The sequence below is a fragment of the Phyllobacterium sp. YR620 genome, assembly GCF_900104165.1.
GTDB lineage: Bacteria > Pseudomonadota > Alphaproteobacteria > Rhizobiales > Rhizobiaceae > Phyllobacterium > Phyllobacterium pellucidum.
Window position 1 is genome coordinate 13,578 of the sequence record NZ_FNJP01000004.1, and the last position, 19,769, is coordinate 33,346.

20 protein-coding genes are annotated in these 19,769 nt (G+C 61.0%); 11 read left to right on the forward strand and 9 right to left on the reverse strand.

Features of this window, described 5'->3' with window-relative positions; all coding sequences use genetic code 11:
* Positions 1-70: 70 nt before the first annotated feature.
* From BLR72_RS14215 to BLR72_RS14230, 4 genes are all read right to left on the reverse strand, one after another.
* Positions 71-814 carry an SDR family oxidoreductase gene (locus BLR72_RS14215; protein ID WP_091949666.1) on the reverse strand — a complete coding sequence of 248 codons (744 nt, stop codon included), beginning with the start codon at positions 812-814 and terminating at the stop codon, positions 71-73.
* A gap of 12 nt (positions 815-826) precedes the next feature.
* Positions 827-2,200 carry a glutamate--cysteine ligase gene (locus BLR72_RS14220; protein ID WP_091949669.1) on the reverse strand — a complete coding sequence of 458 codons (1,374 nt, stop codon included), beginning with the start codon at positions 2,198-2,200 and terminating at the stop codon, positions 827-829.
* 105 nt (positions 2,201-2,305) lie between these two features.
* A complete protein-coding gene (locus BLR72_RS14225; RefSeq protein ID WP_091949672.1) occupies positions 2,306-3,040 on the reverse strand; it encodes a 16S rRNA (uracil(1498)-N(3))-methyltransferase in 735 nt (244 codons plus the stop codon).
* A gap of 11 nt (positions 3,041-3,051) precedes the next feature.
* A complete protein-coding gene (locus tag BLR72_RS14230; protein WP_091919645.1) occupies positions 3,052-3,486 on the reverse strand; it encodes an Lrp/AsnC family transcriptional regulator in 435 nt (144 codons plus the stop codon).
* 135 nt (positions 3,487-3,621) lie between these two features.
* Here BLR72_RS14230 and BLR72_RS14235 point away from each other — a divergent pair, with 135 nt between their 5' ends.
* Complete coding sequence (locus tag BLR72_RS14235) at positions 3,622-4,533, forward strand: DMT family transporter (protein WP_091949674.1); 912 nt, start codon at positions 3,622-3,624, stop codon at positions 4,531-4,533.
* Here BLR72_RS14235 and BLR72_RS14240 read toward each other — a convergent pair.
* Entirely contained in the window at positions 4,517-5,122 is a 606-nt protein-coding gene (locus tag BLR72_RS14240) for a hypothetical protein (protein WP_091949677.1), read from the reverse strand. The two genes, BLR72_RS14235 and BLR72_RS14240, sit on opposite strands and share 17 nt — an antisense overlap.
* Positions 5,123-5,188: 66 nt before the next feature.
* Here BLR72_RS14240 and BLR72_RS14245 point away from each other — a divergent pair, with 66 nt between their 5' ends.
* Together BLR72_RS14245 and BLR72_RS22495 are read left to right on the forward strand one after the other, a co-directional pair.
* On the forward strand, positions 5,189-5,893 hold the full coding sequence (locus tag BLR72_RS14245) for a type 1 glutamine amidotransferase (RefSeq protein WP_091950246.1): 705 nt from the start codon (positions 5,189-5,191) through the stop codon (positions 5,891-5,893).
* A gap of 202 nt (positions 5,894-6,095) precedes the next feature.
* Complete coding sequence (locus BLR72_RS22495) at positions 6,096-6,236, forward strand: hypothetical protein (protein ID WP_174207689.1); 141 nt, start codon at positions 6,096-6,098, stop codon at positions 6,234-6,236.
* Here BLR72_RS22495 and BLR72_RS14250 read toward each other — a convergent pair.
* Both BLR72_RS14250 and BLR72_RS14255 read right to left on the reverse strand, forming a co-directional pair.
* Positions 6,209-6,961 (reverse strand): metallophosphoesterase, encoded by a 753-nt coding sequence (locus tag BLR72_RS14250; RefSeq protein WP_091949680.1) that lies wholly within the window; start codon positions 6,959-6,961, stop codon positions 6,209-6,211. The genes BLR72_RS22495 and BLR72_RS14250 overlap by 28 nt on opposite strands.
* Positions 6,958-7,740: a FadR/GntR family transcriptional regulator gene (locus BLR72_RS14255; RefSeq protein ID WP_091949683.1), complete on the reverse strand. Its 783-nt coding sequence runs from the start codon at positions 7,738-7,740 to the stop codon at positions 6,958-6,960. The genes BLR72_RS14250 and BLR72_RS14255 overlap by 4 nt, the downstream gene beginning before the upstream one ends.
* A gap of 200 nt (positions 7,741-7,940) precedes the next feature.
* Here BLR72_RS14255 and BLR72_RS14260 point away from each other — a divergent pair, with 200 nt between their 5' ends.
* Positions 7,941-9,248 carry a DUF3422 family protein gene (locus BLR72_RS14260; RefSeq protein ID WP_091949686.1) on the forward strand — a complete coding sequence of 436 codons (1,308 nt, stop codon included), beginning with the start codon at positions 7,941-7,943 and terminating at the stop codon, positions 9,246-9,248.
* Here the strand turns inward: BLR72_RS14260 and BLR72_RS14265 are convergent, their stop codons facing one another.
* Positions 9,249-10,148, reverse strand: coding sequence for a LysR family transcriptional regulator (locus BLR72_RS14265; RefSeq protein WP_244506710.1), 900 nt, complete (start codon positions 10,146-10,148; stop codon positions 9,249-9,251).
* Positions 10,149-10,333: 185 nt separating this feature from the next.
* Between BLR72_RS14265 and BLR72_RS14270 the strand changes: the two genes are divergently transcribed.
* The 3 genes from BLR72_RS14270 to glcF are packed head-to-tail and all read left to right on the forward strand — an operon-like array spanning position 10,334 to position 14,376.
* The gene (locus BLR72_RS14270; RefSeq protein ID WP_091949688.1) at positions 10,334-11,830 is read left to right on the forward strand and encodes an FAD-linked oxidase C-terminal domain-containing protein; all 1,497 of its coding nucleotides are present in this window, start codon (positions 10,334-10,336) and stop codon (positions 11,828-11,830) included.
* Position 11,831: 1 nt separating this feature from the next.
* The gene (gene glcE, locus BLR72_RS14275) at positions 11,832-13,043 is read left to right on the forward strand and encodes a glycolate oxidase subunit GlcE (protein WP_091949691.1); all 1,212 of its coding nucleotides are present in this window, start codon (positions 11,832-11,834) and stop codon (positions 13,041-13,043) included.
* 1 nt (position 13,044) lies between these two features.
* Positions 13,045-14,376 carry a glycolate oxidase subunit GlcF gene (glcF, locus tag BLR72_RS14280; RefSeq protein ID WP_091949694.1) on the forward strand — a complete coding sequence of 444 codons (1,332 nt, stop codon included), beginning with the start codon at positions 13,045-13,047 and terminating at the stop codon, positions 14,374-14,376.
* 75 nt (positions 14,377-14,451) lie between these two features.
* Here the strand turns inward: glcF and BLR72_RS14285 are convergent, their stop codons facing one another.
* A complete protein-coding gene (locus tag BLR72_RS14285; RefSeq protein WP_091949697.1) occupies positions 14,452-15,246 on the reverse strand; it encodes a L,D-transpeptidase in 795 nt (264 codons plus the stop codon).
* 177 nt (positions 15,247-15,423) lie between these two features.
* On the opposite strand from BLR72_RS14285, the gene BLR72_RS14290 reads away from it, so the two are divergent.
* From BLR72_RS14290 to hisG, 4 genes are all read left to right on the forward strand, one after another.
* Complete coding sequence (locus BLR72_RS14290) at positions 15,424-16,080, forward strand: DNA-3-methyladenine glycosylase I (protein ID WP_091949701.1); 657 nt, start codon at positions 15,424-15,426, stop codon at positions 16,078-16,080.
* Between the two features lie 122 nt (positions 16,081-16,202).
* Entirely contained in the window at positions 16,203-17,711 is a 1,509-nt protein-coding gene (hisS, locus tag BLR72_RS14295; protein ID WP_091949704.1) for a histidine--tRNA ligase, read from the forward strand.
* Between the two features lie 220 nt (positions 17,712-17,931).
* The gene (locus BLR72_RS14305) at positions 17,932-19,062 is read left to right on the forward strand and encodes an ATP phosphoribosyltransferase regulatory subunit (RefSeq protein WP_091949707.1); all 1,131 of its coding nucleotides are present in this window, start codon (positions 17,932-17,934) and stop codon (positions 19,060-19,062) included.
* A complete protein-coding gene (gene hisG, locus BLR72_RS14310; protein ID WP_091949710.1) occupies positions 19,059-19,757 on the forward strand; it encodes an ATP phosphoribosyltransferase in 699 nt (232 codons plus the stop codon). The genes BLR72_RS14305 and hisG overlap by 4 nt, the downstream gene beginning before the upstream one ends.
* The last annotated feature ends 12 nt before the right edge of the window (positions 19,758-19,769 follow it).

Genomic DNA, 19,769 nt, shown 5'->3' on the forward strand with positions numbered 1-19,769 from the left:
GAAAAACGATATCGTCCCGCATAACACATATGCGGGAGGTGGCGAGTCAAAATTGTCGGGTAAAGCAGATTTACCGGCCGCCGGTGACGTCGAGAAGCGACCCTGTCACATAGGATGACGCGTCGCTCAAAAGCCAGACGATCGCCTCACCAACCTCATTCGCAGTGCCGGCGCGGCCGAGCGGTGCCGTCACGCCGAGGCGCTGGGCCCGGTCGGGCTGGCCGCCGCTTGCATGAATTTCTGTCTCGATCAGACCCGGCCGGATGGCGTTGACGCGAATGCCTTCGGGGCCGACCTCCTTTGAAAGTCCGATGGCCAGCGTATCCATTGCACCCTTGGACCCGGCGTAATCGACATATTCATTGGGTCCGCCGATGCGGGCCGCGGCTGAGGAAAGCAGCACGATCGATCCGCCTTTGCCGCCGCGCGAGCGGGCAAGATGGCGCACCGCCTCGCGTGCGCAGAGATAGGCGCCAAGCACATTGACGTCGAAGATGCGGCGCATGCGTGCCGTGTCCATGTCCATCAGCTTCGAGGCCGGGGCAACGATCCCGGCATTGACGACCACTCCGTCAAGCTTGCCGAACTCGCTTGCCTGTTCGAACATCGAAACAACATCGGCCTCGACCGAGACATCGCCCCGGATGGCCCTGGCTTTGCCGCCAGCATCTGCAATTGCCGCGACGACCTCGTCGGCGGCCGCTTTGTTGCCCGCATAGTTGACCGCGACCGACCAGCCCATTCGCCCGGCAAGGATTGCGGTAGAGCGGCCGATGCCCCGGCTGCCGCCGGTGACGAGAATTGTTTTGGTCATGTCAAAGATCCCTCAGTAGGCATATTCCAGGAATGCGGGTTCCACCGAGCTGCCCCAGACCGAATGATACTGGGAAAGCATCTGTTCGGCTGAGGTCGTTCCGCGTGCAACGACCTCTTCCAGCGAGGCGAGATAGTGTGTTTCGTCGAAACCTTCGCTGTTTAAACGGGCACGATTCTTGAGGCCGAGGCGCGAAATGGCAAGTGCGTCCGTTGCAATCTCACGCACTGCCCGGTTGCGGAGAGTGGCATTAAGCCCCTTTGCCGGAACCTCATCGCGTAGAGCCTGGACTTCCGGATAGGTCCAGTCCTTCGTCATCGCCTCGGCTGCGTTCAATGCCTCCGCATCATAGAGCAGGCCGACCCAGAAGGCCGGAAGGGCGCAAATGCGCCGCCATGGACCACCATCTGCACCGCGCATTTCAAGAAAGCGCTTGAGGCGAACTTCCGGGAAAAGCGTCGAAAGGTGGTTCGCCCAATCCCCCATGTTGGGCGTGCCTTCCGGTATTTCGTGCTTGAGCGCGCCGTTCATGAACTGCCGGAACGTAACATGGGTGCAGTCGTGGTAGCGGCCATGGCGCATGACGAAATACATCGGAACATCGAGCGCCCATTCGACATAGTCCGCAAAGCCGAAATTTTCATTGAATATGAAGGGCAAGACGCCGGAGCGGTTGTTGTCCGTGTCGCGCCATATATTGGAACGCCAGGAGAGAAGCCCGTTGGGCTTTCCTTCGGTGAACGGAGACATGGCGAAGAGGGCTGTCGCGATCGATTGCAGTTTCACGGAAACCTGCATCTTGCGGCGCATATCGGTCTCGGAGGCGAAATCGAGGTTCACCTGGATCGTGCAGGTACGATACATCATATTGAGACCATCCTTGCCGACCTTCGGCATATAGTTGGTCATGATGTTGTAGCGCGACTTAGGCATGCGCGGCGTCTCGGCCAGCGTCCATTTCGGGCTACCGCCAAGGCCAAGGAAGCGGATGCCGAGCGGTTCGGCAATTTCCCGAACCTGCGCGAGATGCGCATTGGACTCCCGGCATGTCTGGTGGATCGACAGCAGCGGTGCGCCGGAAAGCTCGAACTGCCCGCCGGGTTCGAGCGAAATCGCGCCCTGTCCGGTCGGTTCGACGAGCCCGATGATGTTGCCTTCGTCGATGATCGGCTCCCAGCCGAGCTTCGATTGCATGCCTTCCAGAATCGCCCGAATACCGCGCGGGCCATCATAGGGCACCGGGCTGTTGTCTTCGGTGTAGAACGGAAACTTTTCGTGCTCCGTACCGATGCGCCAGGCAGACTCCGGCTTTGATCCCGCGGCAAGATAGTCAGCCAGTTCTTCGGTGTTCGAGATCGGTGTTTCGTCTGTCGTGTCGCGCGCCATGGACGGTGCTTTCCGCTTGGATGGAGGTGGTTGCGCGTGATTGGCCGTTTTCAGGCAGGAGCGCAAGCGAATTTCTTTTATCGTCTTATCAAGAGAATTTGTATCTCACCAATCGCCGATTGTCGCCTGAATCAGGGCGAGGGCGGCCACCGCTGCGGTATCCGCCCTGAGGATGCGCGGGCCGAGCGGTATCGCGGTGACGAAGGGGAGTTTGTGCAGGGCCAGGCGCTCCTGTTCCGAGAAGCCGCCTTCCGGTCCGACGAGGACCCCAAGCGGTCCGCGGGGAAGGGATTGAAGCAGCGGCAAGGGATTATGCGTCTCGTGCCCTTCGTCGCAAAAGATCAGGCGGCGTGCCGCATCCCAGCCATCAAGCAACTTGTCGAGCTTCAACGGCTCAGGGGTCTTAGGGATCGCCAGCACGCCGCATTGTTCTGCCGCCTCGATGGCGTTCGCCTCGATACGATCAATACCGATGCGGGCAACCTGCGTATGTTGGGTGATGACCGGTTGCAGGATACCCGCACCCATCTCCACTGCCTTTTGCACGAGATAGTCCAGCCGTCCCTGTTTCAGTGGCGCGAAGCAGTAGACAAGATCAGGGATGGCCGGCTGGTCGCGCGTCCTTTCGAGCGCTTCAAACGCGAGTTTTTTCTTCGTTTCGAACCGAAGGGCGACGCGCCATTCGCCGTCCCGGCCGTTAAAGGCTAAAATCTCGTCGCCATCCTTCATGCGAAGCACATTGGCAAGGTAGTTGACCGCATCGGGTGTCGCATCGACGCGTGCAGCCTGAGCGAGATCACCGGTGACGTAGAGTCTCTGCATCTTGTAGTTGGCGCGCATGCTGAACCTGATCAGGAAAGAGGTGGCAAGCGACGCTTCACAGGCGACGACTTGACGATCGAGGTGTTGGTTTCAGCTTTTTCCGCGATCCGGTCAAGAATGGAATCAAGCTGCTCCATACTGCGAAACTGCAGCTTGCCGATAAAGCAATCATCGCCGGTGACCTTGTCGCATTCGGTGATTTCGGGCGTTTCCTGGAGCAGGCGCTCGACGATATGCAGCATGCCGGGCAGGGGACGAATGCGGACGATCGCCGTCAATCCATAACCAAGCGCCACGGGATCGATGTCCACCGTGAACGAGCGAATGATATTCTTTTCCTCGAGCCGGCGGAGCCGCTCGGAAACGCTTGGCGAAGACAGGCCGACTTTCTGGCTGAGTTCCTTCAGCGAGATGCGTGCATCATCGATAAGAATTTCTAGAATTGTTCGGTCAAGTTCGTCCATGACAATGTACCCGTAAGGTGTTTCCCGCACTTCACCTGCATTAAAAAGGCGAAGCTGGTCCTTCGCCTTTCTTCAAACATAGCAAACGTTGCCGCATCCGCCTAGTCTTTGTCTCGCAGCATAAGGAGCAAAGACATGGAAAAGGATATCGTCAGAGGCAGCGTCGAGATGACCGCCGCCATGATCATTTCGGGAACGATTGGCTGGTTCGTCTTGATGTCGGGCCAGCCGGTATTCTCAGTCGTGTTCTGGCGGTGCGCCATCGGTGCCCTGACGCTGCTCGCCGTTTGCGCGGGTCTTGGCCTGTTGCGGCGAGATATCATTTCCCCGAAGCTGTTCGGCCTCGCCGTCATCGGCGGCGTGGCGATCGTCGCCAACTGGGTGCTATTGTTTGCAGCTTATCCGCGTGCCTCCATCGCCATCGCCACGACTGTCTATAATGTCCAGCCTTTCATGCTCGTTGGCCTCGGCGCCTTGATCTTCAAGGAAAAGCTCACCGCCACCAAGCTATTCTGGCTGCTTATCGCTTTCGCCGGAATGCTCCTGATCGTCCAGGCCAAGCCCGGCGCCGCCTATAGCGGCTCGGACTACATGGCCGGAATCGCTCTCGCGCTTGGTGCTGCGTTTCTTTATGCGATCGCGGCAATCGTCGCCAAGCGGCTGAAGGGAACCCCGCCACACCTGATCGCCCTGATTCAAGTGTGCGTCGGCATCGTGATGCTTGCCCCGCTCGCCGATTTCAGCGCCTTGCCGCAAAGCGCCGGGGAGTGGGCGAGTATCGTGACGATCGGCGTCGTTCACACCGGCCTCATGTACATCCTGCTCTATAGCGCGATCCAGAAATTGCCGACACACATCACCGGGTCACTTTCGTTCATCTATCCGGTCGCTGCGATCCTCGTCGACTACATCGCATTCGGCCATGCGCTGCAGCCAAGTCAATTGGTGGGGTCCGCCGCCATCCTGATCGCCGCTGCCGGAACAAGCCTGGGCTGGAGTTTCGGCAGACGCCCGCCCGAAGGCGTGAACATCAGAAGCCGTGCATGAGCGGCCGGTAGCCTGCGCGCAGCGCCCGCACTGTGGAGGGCGGCGTCAGCAGCATGGCGTCGCCATCCGGCCTCGCGCCCTCGTAGCCCTGCCATGACCAGCGATACGTGTTCCCGTTTCTTACGATAAAGGCGTTGTCGCCGCTGGTGATCATCGCGCCATCGGGAAGATCGCGGACGGGGCCCTTGATCGGGTGCAACGCCTTGCCGCTCTCATGATCAAGCCGCTCCCCGTGCAGGACGCGATCTATCTCCGGCGCCTTCAAGAGGTCCCCATTGCCTTCCGCCCAGGCAGCCTGAAAGGCGAGCGCACGTTGGCGCTGGCAATAGAAACATGGCCGGTGCCCTGCGGAAAGCGCCGTTGCCTCATCGAGAAAGAACAGCTCCGTCCAGCTTTGCCGCGCCATGACGGGACGGCGCACGTTCTTGAACTTGCAGACGCAAATGATCCAGGCGCGATTGGTCCAGCGCCTCTTCAACAGCGTCCGCGTGGCCGGATCATGGATGATGCCGCGATTGCCCATCATCGTGCCGCGATAGGGTGCCGCGACAATCTCGCCAAAAGGTGTCACTCGGTTCTGCAGGGTCATTTGACGGCTTTCGACTCGTTCGGGGCCATGCTATCCGACAATCCACTTGGGTTTGGGGCAGGCATTATGCGCGTTCTCGTCGTTCAGAATTATCAGGATACAGGGCTTGGGCAAGTGGGACGGGCGCTGGCCGAAGCGGGGGCTGCCATCGATTTGCGCCAGGCCTATCTCGGCGAAGTTCTGCCGGCGGACGCTTCGGGCCACGATGCGCTGGTGGTACTTGGAGGCGATCAGAACGCGCTTGCCGACGCCACGCATCCGTACCTTCCGGAGCTGGCGCAGTTGACGAAGCGCTTTGGCGACGCAGACAAGGCTGTGCTTGGCATCTGCCTTGGCAGCCAGTTGGTCGCGCGCGGCTATGGTGCTGACAATATCCTCGGTCGCACGCCGGAATTCGGCTGGCACGAAGTCACTCGCAACGAGGCGAGCGAAGCCGATCCGGTGCTGGCATCAGTACCTTTTCGTTTTCCGATCTTTCACTGGCACAGCGACACGTTCACGCTTCCTGAAAATGCCATCCGCCTCGCGTCGAGCGATGTGACCGCCAACCAGGCATTTCGCATCGGGCGCGCGGTCTACGGCATTCAGTTTCATTTCGAGGCGGATACAGCTCTGGTCGAGGAGTGGCGGCGGGTCTTCCACGACCAGATCGCGTCCAATTATCCGGGATGGCTCGACAATTACGACAGCTACGTTGCCCGCGATGGCGCGGCGGCGGATGCCGCCGGGCTGGCGCTGGCCCGCGCCTGGGTCGCTCTGATCCAACGTTAAATTGGGCTTCTTCCTCCCTCGCAAGTAGCACGCGCCACACGGATTCGTTGCAACTCTGCAACAGGTAAATCCAGAATCGGATAGGGACTGGCGATTCCTTTGGAACGTGTCTTCGATTCACTAGTTGGTAAGCAAACTGTCCTGTAGTGCCCCCACGGCTAACCGGCATCAAGCCGCGCCCTAAACGATGGAAACGCCTAAAATGACCACCAAGAGTGCTGCACTTTTGACTGCCGTTATGCTCTCAGCCATTCTTTTCATGGGCGTAGGTCTTTTCTCGGTGGATGCCGGCGGGCGTGTCGTCTCCAGCGATGGTTACGGCGTAAGCACGTCGTCGCGCTGAGTCACCTCCAGCAACAGCTTCCTGTCCTCTTCGATCATCAAGCCGCTGAGCCGGCCACTGGCAAAGGCGCCGGTATCGAGGTTCACGCGGTTTGACCGGACGTCCGCGTCGTCAACCGGCGTGTGGCCGTGCACGATGACCTTTGCATAAAGCGTTGGATTGTTGAGGAATTCGCCGCGTATCCAGATAAGGTCATCCGGGTTCTGCAGGTCGAGTGGGACGCCGGGCCGGATGCCGGCATGGCAGAAGTAAAAATCGCCGAAGGCGACCGAACGCTTGAGCCCGCGCAGGAATTGCTTGTGCGCATGGGGTATGGCGCGAACCAGTTCTTTCCACCCCGCAAGCACCGAGACCGCATCGTCGAAATCGATATCGACACCGTAAGAGAGCGCGGTCTGCCGTCCGCCATTATGGGCGAAAACGCCGAACGCATCGCCGGTTGAAAGAAAGTCCAGCAGTCCGATATCGTGATTGCCGGCAAGTGCCAGCATATTGCGCGACTGCCTCGTCTCGCGCTCCAGCAGATCAAGCACCTCTCGCGATTGCGGCCCGCGATCGACATAGTCGCCGAGGTGGATGACGAGCCAGTCGTGCGGCGGCTGTTTGGCGTTTTCCCTGGCGATCAGCCGGTGCATCCCCTGCAGCAGATCAAAACGGCCATGCACGTCGCCAATGGCATAGATGCGCAGCTCCGTTGGACCACGCGCATGGTCGAACGCGATCATCCGCGTTCCGACTCGCGCTGGTTGCGGCGCAGGCGCGATACGTTCTTCCAGGCGCTGCTGCGCGCTGCTTCGCTCTGCGCCTGCTCGATGTAGTCTATATGTTGCCCGACTGCCGCGCGCGCCGCCGTCGCATTTGAATTGATGATGGCCGCGAATATCGCCTTGTGCTGGTCCAGCAGTTTTTCGCGCGCTCCGGGGAAACCGTAGATCACCGTACGATTATAGAAGACATCGTCGGCGAGCAGCCGGTAACAGGAGCGCAACGTGTGCAGCAGGATAATATTGTGCGCGCATTCGCCGATAGCATTGTGCAGTTCGACGTCGAGTTCGGCTTCCCGCTTGAAATCATTGGCCTTATAGGCCTCCTCCATCGCGCTCATGATGCGATGTAGCATGAGCCTGTCATCCTCCGTCGCGCGCCGTGCGGCATATTCGGCAGCGACGCTCTCGATTTCGCGCCTGTATTCGAGATAATCGGCGGCGGCTTTGCGGTGGCTGGATATGAGATCCATCATCGGCTTGGAAAACACCTCGCCAATGACATCGGCGACGAAAGTTCCGCCGCCATGCCGCGTCACAAGCAGGCCCTTAGTCTCCAGGAGTTTCAATGCATTGCGCAGGATCGGTCGCGAGACGTCAAACTGTACCGAAAGGTCGCGCTCGCCGGGGAGACGATCACCGACGCGCAGAACACCTTCGAGGATAAGCGTTTCGATCTGGCCGACAATATCATCGGCCGTGCGGGAGGACTGGATGCGCGCGAAGATAGGGCTGCTCATGGATAGCGGGTCCGCAAGAAAGATATCGATCCGCAGCGTAGCGGCAAAAATCGAAACTGGTCAAATCAATGATCCAGTTGCAAGGCAGTGCGGGGTCTTATTTGCCGCAGCCACGACAAAATAGAATCTGTTGAAAGCCGGACCCAATCCGTTCACGATCCTGTGACAGCCGATCAAGCCCAAGACCGGTCAGGGGATATATGGCCAAGAGACTAAGATCAGTCGCGACAGCTGCCGAGCTTCCGTCCGTTGTCGGCGGCGTTCTCGGTTTTCCCGCGCATGCGGAACGCGCCGTGGCGCTCGGCGAGGTGCATGCGCGGCCCTATCCGCTTGTCGATACGCCCCGCCTCCTGATCCAGCTCGCCTTCATGACCGAAGGCGGCTCGACGGTCGATCATGCGGTTCTGGCCGAACTCAGCCGCAGCATCGGCATCGCGCCGCCTGCGCGCGATGCCCGCCACCACGTCATGCCGTGGGGCAATGGTACCTTGCGCTGGGAACGCCATACCGAGTTTTCGACCTATCTCTGGGAAGGTCCTATGCCGCGCAGCGGCGCGGGGGCGCAGCATCCTTTCGGCCATGGTTTCAACCCGCCCGGCACCGTCATCGATGGCGTGCGGCTGGAGATCGTCAAGAAGGACGCAAATGCGCTGGCGATGATCAGCGAGTTCGATCCCGCAAGCCTTTGCTACAGTGATGTCGAAGGTGGTCTCGCCTCGATCGTCACGGATTTTCGCCAGGACCGCGACGGCCTGACGCGCATTCTCATCCTCGACAATGGGCTGTCCCCAGCGCGTGCCGGCGCGCTGTCGCAGCGTGTCATCGAGATCGAGACTTACCGGACGCTGGCGATGCTCGGCCTCCCGCTGGCGCATTCGCTGTCGCCGCGCATCCGCCGGATCGAGGATCGTCTTGCCGGCCTCACCAATGAGATGCGCGATGCAACCTCAGACAGCCACAAATTGCTCGACGAATTGACCTCGCTGGCGGCCGAACTCGAAGCGGACGCAGCTTCGAGCCTTTACCGCTTCGGCGCCAGCCGCGCCTATAACGGCATCGTCCTTGAACGCCTTGCGGCGTTGCAGGAGGAACCGGTCACCGGCTATGAAACCTGGGGCGCTTTCATTCAGCGCCGCATGGCGCCGGCGATGCGCACATGCCGCTCGGTCAGCGAACGGCAGGAGAGTCTCTCCGAGAAGCTTTCGCGCGCGGCGACATTGCTGCGGACTTCGGTCGATGTGGAGCTCGAACGCCAGAACCGCGATCTCCTGACCTCGATGAATCACCGCGCGCAACTGCAGTTGCGGTTGCAGCGAACGGTCGAGGGGCTGTCGGTCGCGGCGATCTCCTACTATGTCGTTGGCCTGTTCTATTACCTGGCCAAGGGTGCGGAAACTTACATTCCCGACCTGCATTCGACAGTCCTTACCGCCATATTCGTGCCGGTTGCGATCATCGCCATGTGGTTTGTCGTAAAGTCGATCCGCAAATCGCATGCCGACGATTGATCAGTGCCTGTCCCATGGCGGCACCGGTCCATAGAGCGCGGCAAGATAGTCGATGAACAGGCGCACTTTCGCCGGCAGGAATTGCCGCGACGGATACACCGCGTAGATGGCGACGTTGCGCGAGGCGGCATAGTCGCCGAGAACGCGCACAAGTTGTCCCGTCGCCAGTTCGGGACCGATATCCCAGGTGGAACGCAGGGCGATGCCGAGTCCGCCGAGCACTGCCTCGCGCACCACTTCACTCGAATTTGTCAGGAGCGGCCCGGAGGGACGCCAGACCACAGCGCCGTAAGGGCCGACCAGACGCCACGGGTCGCCATTATGCGCCGCAAGGCAAGTATGATTTTCGAGATCGGAGAAGGATTTCGGCGTCCCGTGCTCGGCCACGTAGCGAGGGGAGGCGACCAGAAAGCGCTCGACCGGCGCAAGCTTGCGTGCAACGAGGCTCGAATCGGAGAGTTCCGCAATTCGGACCGCAAGGTCGTAGCCTTCGCCGACGATATCGACGAACTCGTCGGCAAGGACCAGGTTGACGGCAAGGTCGGGATTGGCGCGCATGAACGGTTCGAGGTGCGGCGCGATATGCATGCGCCCGAACGTCGTCGGCACGGCAACCTTCAGCATCCCGTGCGCCTGTTCGGAACGGCGCGACACGAAGGCCTCGGCCTCCTCGACACCCGCCAGGATCGCGAGCACGCGCTCATAATAGCCTTGCCCGGTTTCGGTGAGCGCGATCTGGCGCGTCGTACGCTGTAGAAGCCGCGTGCCGAGCCGTTCTTCCAGACGCCGCAGCCGCTTGGAGACGACCGCTGGCGAAAGGCCAAGCTCGCGGCCCGCTGCCGACATGCTGCCGGCGGCAACCACGCGGGCAAACACTTCCATATCGTTGAATTCACTCATGCGCGCACTCTCACTGGCGCAATTCAAACGTCAAGTCCCCAGGCCCGGAAATTCATCGCAGGCGAGATCGCCCGCACTGCCTGTTCTCTCCGATCGAGAAAGGTTCTAAACTATTTACATTCGTGCTGGGCAAGAGGTAAAGATAGTTTACCAGTTGCGCGTGCGGTGCTGGCAAGGGAGAGGCAATGACCGGACTGACAATGCCGAAAAGTGATGAAGCGGCGCTTGGCCGCCGGGCCGAGATCGTTGCGGCATTACGCGCGATCGTTCCGGGCGAGGGCGTCGTCGACGTCACCAACGAAATGCGCGCCTTCGAGTCCGACGCATTAACCGCCTACCGGCAATTGCCGCTCGTGGTGGTTCTACCGCAAACCGTTGCCCAGGTTTCCCGCGTCCTCAAATATTGCCACGAGAACAATGTGAAGGTCGTGCCGCGCGGCTCTGGAACCTCGCTTTCCGGCGGTGCACTGCCGCTTGAGGACGCCGTGCTCCTCGTCATGTCGCGCTTCAATCGCATCCTCGAAATCGATTTTCCGAACCGCATTGCCGTCGTCCAGCCCGGCGTGACGAACCTCGGCATAACGAAGGCGGTCGAGCACGAGGGCTTCTACTATGCCCCTGATCCATCGTCGCAGATTGCCTGCTCGATCGGCGGCAACGTCGCTGAAAACGCCGGCGGCGTACACTGCCTGAAATACGGGCTGACGGCCAATAATGTCCTCGGCGTCGAGATGGTCCTCATCAATGGCGACATCATTCGCCTCGGGGGCAAGCATCTCGATAGCGATGGCTATGATCTGCTTGGGCTAATGACCGGCTCGGAAGGGCTGCTGGGGGTCGTCACCGAAGTGACCGTCCGCATTCTGCAGAAGCCGACAACGGCACGTGCCCTGATGGTTGGCTTTCCGACCAGCGAGGAAGCCGGTCAGTGCGTGGCCGATGTCATTGCCGCCGGTATCATCCCGGGCGGCATGGAGATGATGGACAGGCCGGCCATCCATGCCGCCGAGGATTTCGTCCATGCCGGCTATCCGCTCGATGTAGAGGCCCTCCTTATCGTTGAACTTGACGGTCCCGTGGTCGAGGTCGATCACCTCATCGCCATGGTCGAGGCGATTGCGCGCAAGAATGGCGCAACGACTTGCGTCGTCTCGCAGAGCGAAGAAGAACGAATGATATTCTGGGCGGGACGCAAGGCGGCATTTCCCGCCGTAGGCCGTATCTCGCCGGATTACCTTTGCATGGACGGCACAATACCGCGCAAGGAATTGCCGAAGGTGCTGGCCGGCATGCGCGAACTCTCGGAGAAGTATGGATTGCGCGTTGCGAATGTCTTTCACGCCGGCGACGGCAACCTGCATCCGCTGATCCTCTATGACGCCAACATCCCGGAGGAACTGCACAAGGCGGAAAGTTTCGGTGCCGACATCTTGCGGCTCTGCGTCAAGGTGGGCGGGGTGCTGACCGGTGAACATGGAGTGGGCGTCGAGAAGCGCGATCTGATGCCGGAAATGTTCAACGACACCGATCTCAATCAGCAGATCCGCGTCAAGTGCGCCTTCGACGAGAAGCATCTGCTCAACCCCGGCAAGGTCTTCCCGCAACTGCACCGCTGCGCTGAACTCGGGCGGATGCACGTGCACCAGGGTAAGATGCCGTTTCCCGACATTCCGAGATTCTAGCGTGAGCATTTTCCACCCTAAATCCGAGGATGAGATCGTCGAAGCGGTGCAATGGGCCCTTGGCGCCAACGCGCCGGTGGAAGTGGTCGGCCAGGGTTCCAAGCGCGGGCTCGGCCGGCCGTTGCAGACCGAGCATACGATCGCATTGTCGGATTATGCCGGCGTCACGCTCTACGAGCCGCATGAACTGGTCTTGAGCGCCAAGGCAGGCACGCCAGTTGCCGAGCTCGAAGCACTGCTTGCGGCAAGCGGGCAGGCGTTTCAGTTCGAGCCGATGGATTACGGACCGCTTCTGGGACAGCCTGCGGGGCAGGGGACGCTTGGGGGTTTGCTTGCTACCAATCTTTGCGGACCGCGCCGTCTCAAGGCCGGATCGGCGCGCGACCACGTGCTCGGCGTGCGGGTCGTCTCCGGCCGGGGGGAACTGTTCAAATCCGGCGGACGCGTCGTCAAGAACGTGACCGGTTACGACCTGTCGAAAGGCATGGCCAATTCCTGGGGCACGCTCGGCATCGCCACCGAGATCACCTTCAAGGTGCTCCCGGCGCCCGAGACCGAATCGACGCTCGTCATACGCGGTCTTGCCGATGACGAGGCGGCGCGCGCCATGGCGATCGCCATGGGGTCGAGTGGCGAGGTGGCATCTGCCGCCCATCTTCCGGGCAACGTTGCGGAAAGGGTCATCGATGGCGCGCTCGGCGGCGAGGCTTCGACCCTGCTGCGGCTCGAAGGGTTTGCGCCTTCGGTTGCCGACCGCATGACTATGCTGAAGAACCTCCTGGCCTCGGCAGGCGACATGGCGGACGTCTCCGGCGACCAGTCCCGCCGGCTCTGGCAGGAAATCCGCGACGTCATCCCTTTCGCCGACGGTACGGAGCAGCCGGTTTGGCGTGTTTCCATGGTGCCGATGGAGGCCTACAAGCTCGTCGCCTCGCTGCGCATGGGGGCGGCAGTCGATGCCTATTACGACTGGCAGGGCGGCCTCGTCTGGCTGCGCATGGAGGGCGAGCCGGAAGCGGACGCCGTAAGGGCGCTCTTGCGCAAATATGGCGGCGGGCATGCAACCTTGGTACGGGGGCCCGCAAGTGTTCGCGCGGCCGTCCCAGTGTTCGAGCCGCAGGCCGCGCCGCTGGCGGCGCTCTCCAGGCGCCTCAAACAGCAATTCGATCCGAGCGGCATTCTTAATCCCGGCCGCATGGTTGCAGGAGTGTAGCGTGCAGACAAATTTCAGCCCCGAGCAGCTTCTCGATCCGGGTGTCGCCGAGTCTGAAAAGATCCTGCGCAAATGCGTGCATTGCGGCTTTTGCACGGCCACTTGTCCGACCTATGTGACGCTCGGCAACGAACTCGATAGCCCGCGCGGCCGCATCTATCTCATCAAGGATATGCTGGAAAACGGCCGTCCGGCCGACGAGCAGATCGTCAAACATATCGACCGCTGCCTTTCGTGCCTTTCATGCATGACGACCTGCCCATCGGGGGTCAACTACATGCATCTCGTCGACAATGCGCGCGCCCACATCGAGAAGACTTACAAGCGTCCGCTTATGAACCGGATGACCCGCGGCGTGCTTGCCTTCGTCCTGCCCTATCCCAGCCGGTTTCGCCTGGCGCTCAACCTCGCAAGGTTTGGGCGGCCGTTGGCCGGACTGTTCGGCTCGCTGACGGCAACAAAGCCACTGGCGGCGATGCTCGAACTTGCGCCGAATTCCGTCCCGGCAACATCGTCCTCGGCCGTACCCGGGGTGCACAAGCCAAACGGCGAAAGAACGGGTAGGGTAGCGCTTCTCAGCGGCTGTGCGCAGCCTGTCCTGAAGCCGGGTATCAATGAAGCGACGATCCGGCTTCTCAATCGCCTCGGCGTCGAGGTGGTCTTGCCAAAAGGCGAGGGCTGCTGCGGCTCGCTGGTCCACCATATGGGCCGCGAAGAGGAAGCGCTCGCGGATGCGCGCCGCAACGTCGATGCGTGGACACGCGAACTTGAGACAGGCGGTCTCGATGCGATCATCATCACCGCCTCGGGTTGCGGCACGACGATCAAGGATTATGGCTACATGCTGCGGCTCGACCCGGCTTACAAGGACAAGGCGGCGCGCATCTCGTCGCTTGCGAAGGACGTCACCGAATATCTTGCCACGCTCGACATGCCGGCGTCGCAACAGGCGTCCGGCCTGACCGTCGCCTATCATTCCGCCTGCTCGATGCAGCACGGCCAGAAGATCACGCGCCAGCCCAAAGACTTGCTGAAGGCGGCAGGTTTCATCGTCAAGGACCCGGCCGAGGGCCATTTGTGCTGCGGTTCGGCCGGCACCTACAACATCATGCAGCCGGAAATCGCCCGCACGCTGCGTGATCGCAAGGTCAAGAATATCGAGGCGACCGGCGCCAGTATGATCGCCACTGGCAATATAGGCTGCATCACCCAGATCGCCGGCGGATCAAGATTGCCGATCGTTCACACGGTCGAACTGCTCGACTGGGCCTATGGCGGCCCGAAGCCGGAAGGGCTTCCCGCGCCGAAAAACATCCTGCAGGCGGCCGAATGAAAAAGGGCAGCGGCTTTCTCGAGAAAGCCGCTGCCCGTTCCCGGCACCGCCCCCGGTGCCGGCCCCCACTAACCCTTATCGGACGATGACCTTCGTGCCGACATTGACCCGTGCATAGAGCTCGGTGACATCCTCGTTGCGCATGCGTATGCAGCCGCTCGACACCGCGTGGCCGATGGTCCACGGCGCGTTGGTGCCATGGATACGGTAGAGCGTGGAACCGAGATAGAGTGCACGGGCGCCAAGCGGATTGGCGATGCCGCCCTCCATGTGCGCCGGAATATAGTGGCCCTTTTCGGCCTCCCGATCGATCATGTCCTGCGGCGGGTACCAGTCAGGCCACATGGCCTTGCGCGTAATATTGTTCGTTCCGGACCACGCGAAGCCTTCCTTGCCCACGCCCACGCCGTAGCGTCGCGCCTTGCCGCCGGCTTCAACGAGATAAAGAAAACGCTCCGACGTATCGATAACGATCGTACCCGGCTGTTCAGCGCCATCATAAGCGACGCTTTGCGGCAGGAACTGCGGATCCATGGCCTGCTTCTTGGGCTGGTCTTCGCCAAGCGGGACATCCGGGCGCTGGAACGAGACCTCCCGCGCGGCAGGATTGGAAAGATCGCGATTGCGGCGCGGCCTTGTCACGCGCTCCGGGCGCTCGCTGAAGACGACATAGCCACGCGGATTCACCGGCCGTCCGACCTGGTTTACTGCTTCGCCGACTGGCCGCTTGCGCAGTTGCGTCACCCATGGCGCGGAAAGATCGGGGCTCATGACGACAGGAGGCTTGGTCGCATAGCGTTCGCTCGCCATTGCGGACGGGATCGCCGCTGAGAGAACCGCTGATGCCAAAACCGATAATGCCGACTTCATTGAAATTACTCTGGAACTCTACTGACAGGATTTGTCAGGTTTCGGATTGAGTTTGCCGATTGGCAGGTAGAAAAAAGTGAATCAGAATCAATAAAACATAAAATGCCGCGAAAACCGTGGGTTATAGTTACCGGCGGGTTTGCAAGCACGGTTAACAATAGGAAAGGGACAGGCGCGATGCAAGACGAAACTCCCCCGAAAACCGGACTTATCACGGATGATGCGGGCGAGACGCGCTGTTTTTGGCCGGGAACGCTGCCTGAATATGTCCACTACCACGACCACGAATGGGGACGTCCGGTGACAGACGACACCCGGCTCTTCGAAAAGATCTGCCTCGAAGGCTTCCAGTCCGGGCTCTCCTGGCTGACGATCCTGCGCAAGCGCGAGAATTTCCGCAAGGCGTTTGACGGTTTTGACTATCACAGGATTGCAGGCTACGGCGAAAAAGAGGTGGACCGCCTGCTCGCCGATGCCGGCATCATCCGCCATCGCGGCAAGATCAACTCGGCGATCAACAATGCCGGGCGCGCCATCGAACTCGTCAAGGAAACCGGCTCGCTCGCGGCCTATTTCTGGCAGTTTGAACCGCCGGTGGACGAGCGGCCGAAGGTGGTCGACTACCCGACCTTGATCGCCAACCCAACCTCGCCGACATCGGTTCGTCTTTCCAAGGATTTGAAAAAGCGCGGCTGGAGCTTCGTCGGCCCGACGACCATGTATGCGCATATGCAAGCCATGGGTCTCGTCAACGATCACATCGAGGGCTGCAAGTGCCGCCAGGAGATCGAGAAGCTGCGTTCGAACTTCAAGCGGCCGGCTCTGGCTTCATAGCGTCGAGACCCGCGCCATCAATCCTTGCCCTGAACACCTCTATGCGTTAGAGCAAACCGGCTTGGGCTCAGGACCGTCCTGAACTCGCGAAAAGCTTCATTTCAGGGTATCGGAACAGCATCATGACGACGAAGGCAGACAGGGTAAAAGCGCGGCTGCCGCGCGGTTTTGTGGACCGCGCGCCTGACGATTTGCGCGCTGCCGACAAGATGATGGCCGAGATCCGCAAGGTATACGAGCTTTATGGTTTCGAGCCGGTCGAGACCCCGCTTGTCGAATATACGGATGCGCTCGGAAAGTTCCTGCCTGACCAGGACCGCCCGAATGAGGGCGTGTTCTCGTTCCAGGACGATGACGAACAATGGCTGTCGCTGCGCTACGACCTCACCGCGCCGCTCGCGCGCTTCGTTGCCGAGAATTTCGAAAGCATCCCCAAGCCCTACCGCAGCTACCGCGCCGGCTGGGTGTTTCGCAACGAGAAGCCCGGCCCCGGCCGCTTCCGCCAGTTCATGCAATTCGATGCCGATACGGTCGGCGCCCCATCGGTCTCGGCCGATGCCGAAATGTGCATGATGATGGCCGATGTCATGGAGGCGCTCGGCGTTCCGCGCGGCGACTACATGATCCGCGTCAATAACCGCAAGGTGCTCGACGGCGTTCTCGACGCCATCGGCCTTGCTGGAGATGACAATGCGGGACGGCGCCTGAACGTGCTGCGCGCCATCGACAAGCTCGACAAGTTCGGGCCGGATGGTGTGCGTGAATTGCTCGGCAAGGGCCGCCTTGATGAAAGCGGCGACTTCACCAAGGGGGCCGGCCTCGACGAGGCGGCGATCACCAAGGTGCTCGATTTCACGTCAGCCGGCGGCGCAACTGGCCGCGAAACCATCGCCAATCTCGAACGCGTCATCAGCGGCAACGACAAGGGCGTCGAGGGCGTCGCCGAACTTGCCACGATCGAGGCGCTATGCTCGGCGGCCGGCTACGAGGGACGGGTCAAGATCGACCCCTCCGTCGTGCGTGGCCTCGAATATTATACGGGGCCCGTCTTCGAAGCTGAGCTGACCTTCGACGTCACCAATGAAAAGGGCGAGAAAGTCGTCTTCGGTTCGGTCGGGGGCGGCGGCCGTTATGATGGTCTGGTTTCGCGCTTCCGCGGCGAGCCGGTACCGGCGACCGGCATTTCCATCGGCGTCTCTCGCCTGATGACGGCATTGAAGAACCTCGGCAAACTCGACGTCTCCGACAATATCGGACCGGTCGTCGTCCTCGTCATGGACCGGGATACGACAAGCCTCGGACGCTACCAGAAGATGGTGTCGGACCTTCGACAGGCCGGCATCCGGGCGGAGATGTATCTCGGCGGATCGGGCATGAAGCCGCAGATGAAATATGCCGACCGCCGCGGTGCGCCCTGTGTCATCATCCAGGGTTCGCAGGAGCGCGACAATGGTGAAGTGCAGATCAAGGATCTCATCGAGGGCGAACGGCTGTCGGCCGAGATCGAAGACAATGTGACCTGGCGCGAAAGCCGCCCGGCGCAGATCACCGCGAAGGAAGGCGATCTCGTGATCGAAGTGCGCAAGATTCTCGAGGCGCAGGCCGAAGATCGCGCCAAGGGTCTGAAGTAAAGCTGACGCACATGCTGCCATTTGTCATTTCACCCCCCTCTGGGCTGCCGCCCATCTCCCCTACCAGGGGGGAGACCAGCGTTCCTGCACGTCTCGACGAAACGCAGGTCGTTGGCGCTGAATGCGACGCTGATGCCGTTTCGATCTCTCCCCTTGTGGGGGAGATGTCCGGCAGGACAGAGGGGGGCGAGTGCTGCCATTCGCGAGGAATGCGCCAAGCATGACCGCATCCCGCGCCCCTGCCTTTTCTGCCGATCTCGCGGCGCTGATTGCCGGCCGCGATGCCGAACTCGTGGATATTCCGGTCATCCAGCCCGCTGACCAGTTTCTCGATATGGCGGGCGAAGATCTGCGCCGGCGTATTTTTCTCACCGAGAACGAAAACGGCCAAAGTCTCTGCCTGCGTCCCGAGTTCACCATTCCGGTCTGCCGCAATCATATCGAACGCAATGCCGCGACGCCCAAGCGCTACGCTTATCTCGGCGAAGTCTTCCGCCAGCGCCGCGAAGGCGGCAATGAGTTTTTCCAGGCCGGCATCGAGGATCTCGGCGACGCGAACCGCGCCCGTGCCGATGCCCGGTCACTTACCGATGCGATTGCATCAATCAGGCTGGTCGCGCCCCAGGTCCAACTTGAAACACTGCTGGGTGACCAGGCCATTTTCGAAGCTGTGCTCGCCTCCCTTGGCTTGCCGCGCGGCTGGCAGAAGAAACTGGCGCGCGCTTTCGGCAATCATGGCCAGTTGAAAGGCCTGCTTGCCGATCTCGGCTCGGACCGCGAAAAGGAAACACTGCCGGATCGGCTGGCCGTTCTTGTCGAAAAAGGTGACGAAACAGCGCTTGCCGCCGAACTCGAAAAGGACATGCGGGCCGCCGGCATCTCACCGGCATCCGGGCGGGCGCCGGTGGAAATCGCCCGGCGTCTCATCGAAAAGGCGAGCCTTGCCTCGGTTCGCCTGCCGGTGCGCACCATAGCGGCGCTTGAGGAGTTTCTCGCCATCCGCGTGCCTCTCGCTGAAGCCGCCGGCTATCTTCTCAGCTTTGCCCGCGCCAATGAGTTCGATCTCGGCCTCGCCCTCGAACAGTTCGAGGCACGCGCCGTATCGGTTAAAGAGGCAGGGATCGGTAACGAAACCATCGTCTACGATGCGGCCTTCGGACGCCCGATCGATTATTACACCGGGCTTGTCTATGAGACGCACGCGATCGATCGGCCCGACCTTGGCGCAATTGTCGGCGGCGGCCGCTATGACCGGCTGCTGACGATGCTCGGCGCGGTCGGTTCCATTCCCGGTGTCGGCTTTTCCGTTTGGCTGGACCGGCTTGAAGAGATCGCGGGAGATGCACAATGACCGTCACTCTCGCGCTTCCCTCGAAAGGCCGTCTCAAGGAACAGGCGCTGGAGGTGCTGGAAAATGCCGGCCTCAGCGTCATCCTGCCCAAGGATCAGCGCAGCTACCGGGCCAAGGTCAAGGGCAACAGTGACATTGACATTCTGTTTCTTTCGGCGTCCGAGATCGCACGCGAGCTCGGCTATGGCAGCGTCGATCTTGGTGTCACGGGTGAAGACCTGATCCGCGAAACGCTTGCCTCCGCCGACGAACGCGTTCGCGTCGAAGCGCGGCTCGGATTTGGCCATGCGGATGTCGTCGTTGCCGTCCCGGAGGTTTGGTACGACGTATCGACGATGGCGGACCTCGATGATGTCGCTGCGGATTTCCGCCAGAGGCATGGCCGACGCCTGCGCATCGCCACGAAATACTGGCGGCTGACCCAGCAGTTCTTTTCGCAGATGCACGGCATCCAGGTCTATCGGATCGTGGAGAGCCTCGGCGCTACCGAGGGCGCGCCTGCTTCCGGCGCCGCTGATATCATCGTCGATATCAGCTCGACTGGATCGACGCTGCGCGCCAACCATCTGAAGATCCTCGATGACGGGGTTATTCTCAAATCGGAGGCCTGCTTGGTCTCGTCCCGGCAAACCGCCGAAACCGGGGCCGTTGCCGAGCTTTCACAGCGTATTGCGGCGGCACGCGCAAAGCACTGATCCATCAACTCT